Annotated in this window: 9 protein-coding genes; 3 read left to right on the top strand and 6 right to left on the bottom strand. The window is 62.0% G+C overall.

Features of this window, described 5'->3' with window-relative positions; translation table 11 throughout:
• Window positions 1–126 precede the first annotated feature (126 nt).
• Window positions 127–1527 carry a dihydrolipoyl dehydrogenase gene (lpdA, locus tag KW841_RS00710; protein ID WP_218473022.1) on the top strand — a complete coding sequence of 467 codons (1401 nt, stop codon included), beginning with the start codon at window positions 127–129 and terminating at the stop codon, window positions 1525–1527.
• Between the two features lie 123 nt (window positions 1528–1650).
• Here the strand turns inward: lpdA and KW841_RS00705 are convergent, their stop codons facing one another.
• Complete coding sequence (locus KW841_RS00705) at window positions 1651–2124, bottom strand: Lrp/AsnC family transcriptional regulator (RefSeq protein WP_007969928.1); 474 nt, start codon at window positions 2122–2124, stop codon at window positions 1651–1653.
• Between the two features lie 146 nt (window positions 2125–2270).
• Between KW841_RS00705 and KW841_RS00700 the strand changes: the two genes are divergently transcribed.
• Entirely contained in the window at window positions 2271–2900 is a 630-nt protein-coding gene (locus KW841_RS00700) for a LysE family translocator (protein ID WP_218473019.1), read from the top strand.
• A 3-nt stretch (window positions 2901–2903) separates the two neighbouring features.
• On the opposite strand, the gene KW841_RS00695 is transcribed toward KW841_RS00700, so the two are convergent.
• The 5 genes from KW841_RS00695 to KW841_RS00675 form a co-directional block, all read right to left on the bottom strand.
• Window positions 2904–5021, bottom strand: coding sequence for a hypothetical protein (locus tag KW841_RS00695; RefSeq protein WP_218473016.1), 2118 nt, complete (start codon window positions 5019–5021; stop codon window positions 2904–2906).
• The gene (locus KW841_RS00690) at window positions 5008–6204 is read right to left on the bottom strand and encodes a DUF3142 domain-containing protein (RefSeq protein ID WP_218473013.1); all 1197 of its coding nucleotides are present in this window, start codon (window positions 6202–6204) and stop codon (window positions 5008–5010) included. Before KW841_RS00690 ends, KW841_RS00695 begins: the two co-directional genes overlap by 14 nt.
• A 236-nt stretch (window positions 6205–6440) precedes the next feature.
• A complete protein-coding gene (locus tag KW841_RS00685; RefSeq protein WP_218473011.1) occupies window positions 6441–8471 on the bottom strand; it encodes a pyridoxamine 5'-phosphate oxidase family protein in 2031 nt (676 codons plus the stop codon).
• Window positions 8472–8534: 63 nt separating this feature from the next.
• Window positions 8535–9161 carry a glutathione S-transferase family protein gene (locus tag KW841_RS00680; RefSeq protein ID WP_218473009.1) on the bottom strand — a complete coding sequence of 209 codons (627 nt, stop codon included), beginning with the start codon at window positions 9159–9161 and terminating at the stop codon, window positions 8535–8537.
• A gap of 126 nt (window positions 9162–9287) precedes the next feature.
• Complete coding sequence (locus KW841_RS00675) at window positions 9288–10190, bottom strand: LysR family transcriptional regulator (protein ID WP_218473007.1); 903 nt, start codon at window positions 10188–10190, stop codon at window positions 9288–9290.
• 503 nt (window positions 10191–10693) lie between these two features.
• On the opposite strand from KW841_RS00675, the gene KW841_RS00670 reads away from it, so the two are divergent.
• A complete protein-coding gene (locus tag KW841_RS00670) occupies window positions 10694–11851 on the top strand; it encodes an AI-2E family transporter (RefSeq protein ID WP_218473005.1) in 1158 nt (385 codons plus the stop codon).
• The last annotated feature ends 12 nt before the right edge of the window (window positions 11852–11863 follow it).

The following is an 11863-nucleotide window of genomic DNA, read 5'->3' as shown; positions in this document are numbered from 1 at the left end:
CTAAAGATGCCCAACCTGTCGCTAACCTGAAGCCTTGACCGAAAGGTTGCGGCGCTCATATATTACGCTCGTAATATTAATCAGGAACTACTTTTACCCATCCCCTTTCGATCCAGGAGTACATCCATGAGCACTTATGACGTCGTGATACTCGGCGGTGGACCCGGCGGTTACAACGCGGCGATCCGCGCCGGACAACTGGGTCTGAAGGCGGCCTGCGTGGAAGGGCGCGCCACACTCGGCGGCACCTGCCTGAATGTCGGCTGCATGCCATCCAAGGCATTGCTGCATGCCTCCGAACTGTACGACGCGGCCATGGGCGCGGAATTCGCCAACCTGGGGATCGACGTCAAGCCCAGCCTCAACCTCGCCCAGATGATGAAGCAAAAGGATGAAAGCGTTACCGGGCTGACCAAGGGCATCGAGTTTCTTTTCCGCAAAAACAAAGTCGACTGGATCAAGGGCTGGGGCCACATCGACGGGCCGGGCAAAGTCACGGTGACCGACAGCGCCGGCGGCAAGACCGAACTGAGCGCCAGGGACATCATCATCGCCACTGGTTCCGAACCCACTCCCCTGCCCGGCGTGGACATCGATAACAAGCGCATCCTCGACTCCACCGGCGCCCTGGCGCTGACCGAGGTGCCCAAGCATCTGGTGGTGATCGGCGCCGGCGTGATCGGCCTGGAGCTGGGTTCGGTATGGCGACGCCTGGGGGCACAGGTAACGGTAGTCGAGTTCCTCGACCGGATCTGCCCCGGCGTGGACATCGAAGCCGGCAAAACCCTGCAACGCTCCCTGAGCAAGCAAGGCTTGAGTTTCAAGCTGAGTTCGAAAGTGACCAGCGCCACCACCTCCGCCACCGGCGTACAGCTCAGCATCGAGCCTGCCGCAGGCGGCACTGCCGAGTTGCTGGAAGCGGATTACGTATTGGTGGCCATCGGGCGCCGACCTTATACACACGGCCTGGGCCTGGAGAACGTCGGCCTCGCCACGGACAAGCGCGGCATGCTTGCCAACAAGGGGCATCGCACCGAAGCCGCCGGGGTCTGGGTAATTGGTGACGTGACCTCCGGCCCCATGCTCGCGCACAAGGCCGAGGACGAAGCCATGGCCTGCGTCGAACAGATCGTCGGCAAGGCGGGCGAGGTCAACTACAACCTGATTCCCAGCGTGGTCTACACCCGGCCGGAACTGGCCAGCGTTGGCAAGACCGAGGAGCAGCTCAAGGCTGAAGGCCGGGCGTATAAGGTGGGCAAGTTTCCCTTCACTGCCAACAGCCGGGCGAAGATCAACCACGAGACCGAAGGCTTCGCCAAAGTGCTGGCCGATGAGCGCACGGACGAAATCCTCGGCGTGCATCTGGTCGGCCCGAGCGTCAGTGAAATGATCGGCGAGTATTGCGTGGCCATGGAATTCAGCGCCTCGGCCGAAGACATCGCCTTGACCTGCCACCCACACCCGACCCGCTCCGAGGCGTTGCGCCAGGCGGCGATGAATGTGGAGGGGATGGCGACGCAGATGTAGAGCTTTAAGCGTTGCAGTGACTGTTCTATCGCCTTCGCGAGCAAGCCCGCTCCCACATTGGTTTTGTGGCGCACACAAATCAAATGTGGGAGCGGGCTTGCTCGCGAAGGCAGACGACTCGGTCTAAAGCGGCAAATGTTCCAGCGGCAACGCCCCCGGCGCCTTCACCGTGTGAATCGCAAAGTTGCTGCGGATGTCGCTCACCCCCGGCAGCTTCAGCAAACGCCCGGTGAGAAACCGGTCATAGGCACGCAGGTCCGGCACCACCACCTGCAGCAGAAAGTCCGACTCCCCTGACACCAGAAACGCCGAAATCACCTCGGGCAATGCCGTCACCGCCAGGCGAAAGGCTTCGGCCTGTTCGTCGTTATGGCGCTCGACCTTGACCCCGACAAACACCGTCAGCCCCAACCCCACTTCGTCGCGATCCAGATTGGCCTGATAGCCGCGAATCACCCCCGCCTCTTCAAGCATCCGTACCCGGCGCAAACAAGGCGATGCCGACAGGCCGATCTCGTCTGCCAGTTGCACATTGCTCAGGCGGCCGTCCCGTTGCAGTGCGGCGAGAATCTTGCGGTCGTAGGCGTCGAGTTTCATGGTTTGGCAGATTCCGATGGTGCATGCGAAAGAAAGTGGCAGATTATGCCAATACAGCCGCCGATAGAAGCTGACAACGCAAGCACCTGCCCTGCCCTCCGGCCCTAGACTGGCACTACCGAATCGACAACGAATGGGGGTGCAACGTGGAAGGACTCTGGATGTTTTTCATGGCGCTGGCGGTGGTCTATCTGTTGCCGGGGCCTGACATGATCCTGCTGTTGCAGACGGGTGCCCGCCAGGGAAAAGGCGCCGCGCTGGCCACCGCCGTGGGTTTGGGCATCGCCCGGGGCTGTCATGTGGGACTGGCGGCGCTGGGGCTGGCGGCGCTGTTCAAGGCGGCGCCCTGGACCTTCGATGTGGTGCGCCTGGCAGGCGCCGCGTACCTGCTGTGGATCGGTATTCAGTGCCTGCGAACCACGATGCTGCCGAACCTGGGAAGCGCCGACACAACCGGCGAAAAACCGCGCTGGGGCACAGCCATCCGACGCGGATTGCTGACCAACCTGCTCAATCCCAAGGCACTGTTGTTCTGCTCGGTGCTGCTGCCGCAATTCATCAACCCACAAGCCGGGCCGGTGCTCGGACAGTTTGCGACCCTTGGCGTGGTGCTGGTCGGTGTCGGTCTGTTGTTCGACAGCACCTACGCCCTGATCGGCGCGGCACTCGGCCGTTGGCTGCAACGCAGCCCTTCAGCCCAGCGCCTGCAGCAATGGTTGTTCGGCAGCCTGTTAATCGGTTTCGCCGTGCGGCTGACCTTCGTGCAACAGACTTGAACCTCACGGCGCCTTGCGGCGGCGACGCTTGAACAGCAACAACGCGGCTGCCGCGAACGCCAGTACGCTACCGACCTGCAACGGCGTCTTGTAGGGGCGCAAGGCCGAACGCGCCGCGTCGGTGACTTGAGTCACGTAGCGCTTGTCGGCGTTCTCGAAGTCGGGGTACGGGCATTGGTGGCCGAAGTCGGCGGCCCACTCCACGTAAGGCCCTTCTTTGACGTAACGCTGATAAATCGCACTTTGCTCCTCGAGGCTGCTGTTCCACCCCGAGGCCTCGCACAGCACCGCCGCAAACGCCTGACTGGTGTGAGGCAAGTTATCCGCTGCCCTGCTCGCCAGCGCCGTGGCTACGAAGCGATAGTGATAACGCTGATCGGGCTGGGCGGCGCTGGCCTGCTGACGCTTCACTTCGTCCTCGGCCATCAATGGACCGACCTTGAGTTCGGCGTTTTCGAGGATGTAATTGCCGCCGAACGTGGCGTAATCCGGCGCCATTTCGTAGCCCAGGATATCCATGCCCCACTCACGCGCCGTCCAGGCGGCATTGAACAGTGCAGCGGCGCGACGGGTCGGCCACCAGGCTGAATCTGCCGCCTGGCGTTGCTCGCCATACAACCTGGCCTTGTGCCGCAAGCCGTCATTATCGAAGTACGCCAGCGCTTGCTCGTAATGGCCTTCACGCAACAAACGCCGCCCCAGCAAATTGCGCAGGCTCGCCGCTACGGGCAAGGGCACGTAGTTGTCGCGTTCCTGCTGGCTGAGCGGTGGCGGGGCCGGCACTTGTGTGTCGACGTAGTGCTTGAGCTCTTCGAGGGTCAACACGCGTTCGGCAACGGTGGCGGCGTCGAACCAGTAAATGCTTTGGCTGCGATACAACTGATCGAAGGCTTGCAGGTAATCCCCGCGCTGCAGAGCGAGGATCGCACTTTCACCCTCGACCCGGCATTTGGGCTGGAGCGTTTCGTAATCGTAGTCCGGGGTCCGCCGCTCGCCCCAGGACTCATTCTGCGGAAAGGCCTGGGCCGCTTTGGCATAGGCTGCGGCGGCTGCGTTTTTATCGCCGTCGCGCACCGCCAGTTTTGCCCGCAGCCACCAGGCTAACCCGCCATCGCCGGCATGCTCGAGGAACGCCTTGGCGCTGGCGTAATCGCCCTGTTGATAATTCATCGCCGCCAGGCGGTCGGCGTTTTCGAGACTGCCGCGCGTGCTGTTTTGCAACAGCTTGATCATTTTCAGTTCGTTCGGTGGTTGCTCGCCAAACGACCAGCCCAAGCGGCTGATCAAGGACGCGGTCACCAACTGCTGCACGGGCTGGCCCTTGAGCAACTCGGCCACTTGATCCTCCGGCAGCGTCATCAGGTCCGCCATCAACAGCTTCAACGAGGTGTAACCCACCGCGGAGCCGTGCAGGTTCTGCGTGGCGTACAGCTCGATGGCACGGTTCCAGTCGCCGGCAGTGCGCACCACCCGGGCTTCTTCGCCGAGACTGGCGACACCCAGTTCCAGCGGATCGCTGAAGCCGTCGATGCTCAGTTGCCGGGTTTGCTCGAAGGCCTTTGCCGATTGTTCGAGCAAATCGGGCGCCGCATTGGCTTCGGCACTCATGGCGAACAACGCGCGCCCCAGCGAGTAAGCCGCCCAGGTGCTGCGCGAAGCCCGTTGCTCGGCGGGCAAGGCCAGGACTTTCTTGAAATACCCGGCGGCCAAGGCATTATCACCCGCGCCAAATGCCACAGCGCCCGCCAGGTACCACCTGAGCTCGGGCGGCAGTTGCGTGCCTTCGGTTTCAACCTGATGGGCATTCGTCAGGCCGCGCAGGTGTTTCACCAGCACTTGTTGCTCAGCGGAAAGTCCCGCCTGCTCGGCCTGTTCCCGCAGCGCTACCGCGTCGGGTTGATCGCCGTAGTCGGCACCAGCAGTGACGTTCTTCAAGCCGCTGATGGCGTGGCCGAGACGGCTGATTTCAAAGCTGAAATTGCCTTCGGGCAGTTCCGCCAGCGACTGGCCACGGTTATCCAGCAGGCGCATGGGGAAGTCCGGGCCGCAGGCCAGCGCCGAGCCCAGCGGCAGGCTGAGGCTCAGGCAAAGCAAATGACGCGGCCAGTTACGGGTGAACATTCGAACCTCCTTGATCAATGTGTGCGCAGCGAGCCCAACCGATGGCACGCTGTCCGCCGGCCGGAATTCGGCCATCGCGCAGGCGGGTGAAGGTAAGCAGATCCGGTCGCTGTTGCAACGCGTAACCGGCCAAGGCATCGGCCCCGTCACAGCCGCTGACCGCGAGTGTCAGGCGTTCGGGCCAGGCGCTGTCGAGGTTGCCCTGGTTGCTGATGCCGATGTCATAGAGCCCATTGTCGGCCGAGAGTTGCAGCGTCAACTGACTGTCGAGAACATCAGCACGCGCCACGGCGCGCAAGGTGGTCAAGCTCCAGGCCCGGCGGTCGTTGGCCAATGGCAGGCGAAACCAGATCAAGCCCGCCAGATGTTTCGGTGGATCGGCACGCAGTTCGGTGCCGAGGGTGCGCAGTGACTGCGGATCGGCGAGTAATTCCCGGCGCAGGCCTTCGCGCTCCAGCGTCACTTCGCTTTCCACAACCGGTGCGCCGTCCGCCGATGGCAGCAACGCCACGCCGTAGGCCGGCAGCGCCAGATAGAAAGGTTTTGTCGTGACGCGGCTCCAGGCCTTCGCCCATTGCCGGGCCTGATCGGCATCAAACAAGCCACGACGCGGATCGCTCACCGCGTGCACCTGCAACACGCTGCTGTCGACTGTGGATAACAACGCCGGCAGTTCGCGACTGTCGAGCCAGGACGGCAGCGCCGTGATGCTCAGCGGCAGCGAAGTCGGCAATTCTCCACGCAGATGCGCGAGAAATTCGCGGTACGAAGGTAGCCGGGCATTACCGGCATCGTGGTCGATTTCCACGCCGGCGAGGTTCAACCCTTGCCCCTGCCAATCGCTGATCACCTGGCGGATCTGCGCGGTGATCTCTTGCTGATCGAGTGCCTTGAGCTGCCCATCCAGGCGCACCACCGCAATCACCGGCCGACCATCGCGCCTGAGCAATACCGGGTCAATGCGGGCACGGCTCCAGCCGGCATTGGGGAAGGCCTGCAAGGCCAGCACCCGCAACGTTGAAAAGTCGGCATGGCTGTCCCTGAGGGCGGCGTCGTGGGCCGGCGTCCACTGCCGCTGCCAGACGTAGAGTTGCTGATCCAGCGGCGGTGCGTCGTGCCTTTCGCATCCGGCGGTCAGCACCAGCGCCAGCAGCAAGGCGATCGAGCGAGTGAAAAAAACCATTGAAACGCCTGTTCCTGAAATGCAGAAAGGGCCGCAAACCTTGTGGGAGCGGGCTTGCTCGCGAAGGCGTCGTGTCAGTCAACATCAACGTTGCTGACACACTGCCTTCGCGAGCAAGCCCGCTCCCACAATGTCAGGGGCTTGACCGAATGGCCTTAGCCTCTGCGGCCCTTTTCGTTCTGCCCCTACCCTACCCAGCCATCGACCGGCGGGCAATGTTCAGCGGTAGTCTTCCTTCAGATATCGAGCACCAACGGCTGCGCCCCCTGCGCCGGAATCGCACAGCAAATCAGCACCTGTCCGTCATCCGGCACCTCCGCTGGCGGCAGCGGGTAATGCACCTGACCGCTGACCAGGCGCGTCTTGCAGGTGCCGCAGGAGCCGCCGCGACAGCTGAATTCCGGGCGCAGGCCACGGCTTTCCGCCAACTCCAGCAAACTGCCACCCTCCGGCTGCCAGCGCGCTTCCTTGGCCGAACGCTGGAACACCACGGGCACCGACGTGGTGGCGGCTGGCGGCTGCTCAATGACCACCGCATCGGGGTCCGGGCGTCGGCGCAAGGTGGACGGGCCAAAGGTTTCGGCGTGAATCCGCGAGTCGCGAATGTCCAGCTCGCGCAAGCCGTCGTACAGCGCCTGGGTAAAACTTCCGGGGCCACAGACGACAAAGTCCGGCTGATCGTAGTCCTCGACTGTCAGCAGCTCCTTGAGCAGCACGACGTCGATCCGCCCACTGAGGTCGAAGTCCGCGCCTTGCACCGCCTCGGCTTCCGGTTGGCTGAGCACACGCACCACCCGCACCGCGTCACCGGCGTCTTCGAGCAGGCGATCCAGTTCGCGGCGAAACGGCTGGTCGGCCAGCGTGCGCGACCCCTGGATAAACCAGGTCGGGCGGATACGGCGGGTGCGCAATCCCTGGTAAACCACCTCGCGCAGCATCGACAACAGCGGCGTGATGCCTACCCCGGCCGCCAGCAACACCAATGGCCGACGCTCATGGGGCGCCACGGTGAAATGCCCTTGCGGCGCCCGCGCCTCCAACAGGTCGCCGACCCGAATCCGCTCATGCAAATGGGTAGAGACCCGCCCGTCGCGCTTCACGCTGATGCGGAAAAAATCATCGGACGGAGCGCTCGATAAACTGTAGGTGCGGATGTGCACTTCACCGTCAATGTTGAAGCGCAAGGGTAAATGCTGCCCGGCCTGGAAAAGCGGTAATCCGGCTCCGTCGGCGGGCTCCAGGTAAATCGAGCAAATGCTGTGGCTTTGCGCTTCAATGCGTGTCACCCGCAACGGCCGCCATTGATCGCCCAGGGCTTTGGCCTGCAAACGCGCCGCGGCCTGCTCCCAGGTGCCGGTGAGCAAACTGGTGGGTGATACGCCGTCGAAGCGCCAGCGTAACGCCAGGGCGGCGGGGCGACGTACGACGTGTTCGACATCGATTGTCCACAGGCGCTCGGCTCCCTGAAACGCCTCGATCTGCGGGCCCTCGAGAATGATTTCTGTGCGCCCGCTGAGCTGCAGCAAGTCACCGGTATTGAAATCGATGAACAACAACCCGGCCCGGGGATTGAGCAGCAGGTTACCCAAGGTGTTGAAATGCAGGTTGCCGGCGAAGTCCGGAATGGTCAGGCGATTGCCTTCCACGTGTACGAAACCGGTCTGACCGCCACGGTGCGATACATCCACCGAGCGCTCGCCATCGACCTCCACATAGCTGGCAACGAAGAACGTGTCCGCCTCGGCGATCATGGCCTTGGCCGCGTCATCCAGTCCGTTGAAGTGTTGCGCGACGCGCGTCGCAGGGTCGGCCAGCGGCACCGAACGAAACTGGCGCAACTGAATGTACTGCGGGCAATTGCCGAAGGACTGATCCACCGTCACCGCGAAACCACCGGTCGTCATGGCACGCACATGTCCATTGATGCGGTTGCGCCGGCGAGTATGCAACTCGATACCCAACAGGCCGATGGCCGCGCCGTCACTCAACGGCGCGGGATCATCAAAGGCAGGCAGGCTGCTGAACTGCAACAAGCCAGGTGCTGGCGAGTGGGCGAATCCGGGCGGGCCTTCAAGAATGCTGGCCCAGGGATGACCGTCGGCATCTACCGCTCCGTACAGCATGAACGGCAACTGCTGATAGAAGGTGCGGTGCTGGTCCGGCATCTCGCTGCGAATCACCTTACGACCGAAAATCTCCATTCGTTCGGCAACGCCTACATGCGCCTGCAATTGTTTCTCGCCGGCATGCCAGGGTGAACGGTCCATACGGCTTCTCCCTTGCGCCAATGGCGCAGGTCGGGGCGGCCCGGCAACACCGGGCCGCGAGCATCAGGCAGTTTTTTGCAGGCCGGCGACGGTGCGCGGCATGCCGACAAATCCTGGCAAGGCTTCGATACGGGCCAGCCACGCGCGAATATTGGGGTACTCGTCCAGCGACACATTGCCCTCCGGCGCATGGGCGATGTAGCTGTAGGCGGCGACGTCGGCAATCGTCGGCTCAGTGCCGACCAGATACGCTGTATCGGCCAGTTCGTGATCGATCACCTTGAGCACGGTATGGGCGTAGGCAATCACTTCTTCAGCGTTGTAAGGCGCACCAAATACAGTGATCAACCTGGCCCGGGCCGGACCGAAGGCAATCGGGCCGGCAGCCACCGACAACCAGCGCTGGACGTTGGCCGCCCCCACCGGATCAGCCGGCAGCCAACGGCCGTTGCCGTACTTTTGCGCCAGATACACCAGAATCGCGTTGGAGTCGGCCAATACCACACCCTCGTCATCAATGACCGGCACCTGACCGAATGCATTGAGCGCCAGGAACGTCGGCTGCTTGTGCTCGCCCTTGGCGAGGTCAACGAAGATCAATTCGGTCGGCAATTTCAGCAGGGACAGCATCAACTCGACACGATGCGCGTGGCCGGAACGTGGGAAGTTGTAGAGTTTGATCGCTTGCATGGTCGACACCTCGGGTCTGTGGTGCTGCTCAGGAAGATCAGCGCCGGTGGGTCGTATCTTCCACTCACAAGCAAAACAACAGAATCACCAGCAAACGCAATCCATTATTTCACTGGGTGAAATAACTCAACCCTCGAGCGCCGGGTGCTCGCGCAGGGTCTTGACCGCGAAATCCACAAAACTGCGCACCCGGGCCGGGGCTTTGCGCCCGCCTTGATAGAGCACGTGGATGGGTAATGGCGGCAGTTCGAAGTCAGCCAGAACAATCTCCAGCTCACCGGCGGCCACCTTGCTCGCCACTTGATAAGACAGCACCCGCGTGAACCCCAACCCCAGACTGGCTGCCGTGATGGCGGCCTGATTCGCCGTCACCACCAGTCGCGGTTCAGCCCGCACACTCAGGGTTTCGCCGCCTTCAATGAATGGCCAACTCCTGAGCTGGCCAATGGCCGATGTCGCAATGATCGGCGCCTGAGCCAGTTCCTGTGGATGCCTGGGCTGACCATGGCTGGCCAGAAACTGAGGCGAGGCGCAGATCACCCGCCGCACCTTACCCACGCGAATCGCATGCTGATTGCTGTCGGGTAGCTCGCCGATACGGATGGCCACATCGACGCCCTCCTCGACCACGCTCACCACCCGGTCCACCAGCAGCGCGTTGATACAGACCTCGGGGTATTGCGTCAGGTAGCTCACCATCAGCGGCGTGACAAACAACTCGCCAAACAAGACCGGTGCGGTGATGGTCAGTTGCCCACGAGGATGGATATGGCTGCCTGCTGCCGAGTCCTCGGCTTCCTGCACCTCGGCGAGAATTCTCCGACAGTCCTCCAGATATCGCTGACCGGCCTCACTCAAATACACGCTGCGCGTCGTACGCGTGAGCAGTTGTGTGCCAATACGCTGCTCCAGCGCCGCCACCGCTCGGGTGACACTGGCCGCCGACAGACCCAAACGCCGCGCCGCCGCCGAAAAACCCTGTTCCTGGGCGACGGCAGCGAAGACCTGCATTTCCTGGAAGCGGTCCATGGGCATGTCCTCATTTCAAATAAATAAATCGCAACCGAAGGCCGGGATGTTAAGCGCGGGCGCCCAACAACTAAATCAACGGGCTACTGCACTCTAGCGCCTCCACCGTAAAAACGAAGCGTGGCCCCCCCCAAAGAGCAGACCGGGGATTATTGATAATTAATGAGGGTTATTTTCTTGCGACGGGTGCGACTGTCCGCAATGATCCGGCCCCGCCCGCTGAAGCGGCTAATGCGTGATCGGGAACAAGCGCCTTTGGTTCCAACCCCCCACTCGCTTCCAGCATGGGTTCATCAGCGGACACTATCCACAGCGGCAGAATTTCAGCCTGCGTAATCAGGCGGAATATCCGACTGCTCCTATACTACAAACCACCCTGTTACCTATTGGGATTTAGTAGGTACCTCGTTGAATTTTCCCTACATGAAAGAAGGCGTTAGTTGTTAACGCTTGGACGACTTCAACTGGCTGGCTAACCTGGTGACACCGCAAGGAGTTCGAAAATGTTGCGCACTAACATTTCCGCAAGAGCACTGTCCGGGGGTTTGCTCGATGTACTGATACGCGCCGGGCTGATTACGGTCCTGGTACTGTTCTGCTTCCAGATCTTCCACCCCTTCCTCAACCTGATGCTCTGGGCAATGATTCTGGCGATCACCCTGTATCCACTGCATGCGCTCATCAAGCGCAAGCTGGTCAACAAGGACGGTCGCGCCGCCACCCTGATCGTGGTGGTCGCCCTGGCCTTGCTGATGGTGCCGATCTACCTGTTGGGCACCTCGATCAGTGAATCGGTCCAGGGCACCCTGGCGGTGCTCAAGTCCGATACGCTGCAGATTCCGCTACCCAGCGAAAAAATCGCGTCCCTGCCGCTAATTGGCCAGCCGCTCTACGACTACTGGATGCAGGCCGCCACCAACATGAGCAGCGTGCTCATGAAGCTGATGCCCTATATCAAGTCCATCGGACTGACCTTGCTGGGCAAAATGGCCGACGTTGGTGTGGGTTTTCTGTTGTTCATCGGCGCCCTGATCATTGCCGGCGTGTTCATGGCCTATGGCGAAAACGGCGAAAGAAGCGCCCTGGCCATCACCTCGCGTCTTTCCGGACCGGAGCGTGGCCCACGCATCACCGAGCTCTGCACCGCAACCATCCGCGCGGTGGCCCAGGGCGTGGTCGGCATCGCGTTCATTCAGATGTTGCTGGTTGGTGTGGGTTTCGTGCTCATGGGTGTCCCCGGTGCCGGCTTGCTGGCGATGGTTGCGCTGCTGATGGGGATCATGCAATTGCCGGTGCTGCTGGTGACCCTTCCGGTGATCGCTTATGTCTTCGCCACCGAAGGGACGAGCCTGGCCACTGTTGTGTTTGGCATCTATAGCCTGATTGCCGGGATGGCCGACAACGTCCTCAAGCCGTTGATGCTTGGCCGCGGCGTCGATGTCCCCATGCCGGTGATTCTGATTGGCGCCCTGGGCGGCATGGTCAGTGGCGGTTTCATTGGTTTGTTCATCGGCCCGGTGGCGCTGGCGGTGGGCTACCAGCTGTTCTGGCAATGGGTCCAGGACCAACCGTCTGCCGAACTACTGAACGAAACACCAGAGATCGAGGCGTTGAACGAGACACCGCAAATCGGGACCATGAACGATCAGCGTCCCCTCTGAGGAGGTTGCGCT

Origin of the sequence: Pseudomonas sp. PDM28, from assembly GCF_019219115.1 — a bacterium.
Classification (GTDB): domain Bacteria; phylum Pseudomonadota; class Gammaproteobacteria; order Pseudomonadales; family Pseudomonadaceae; genus Aquipseudomonas; species Aquipseudomonas laurylsulfatiphila.
Note: the sequence above shows the minus strand (reverse complement) of the source record. Positions and strands in the feature narration are given on the sequence as shown.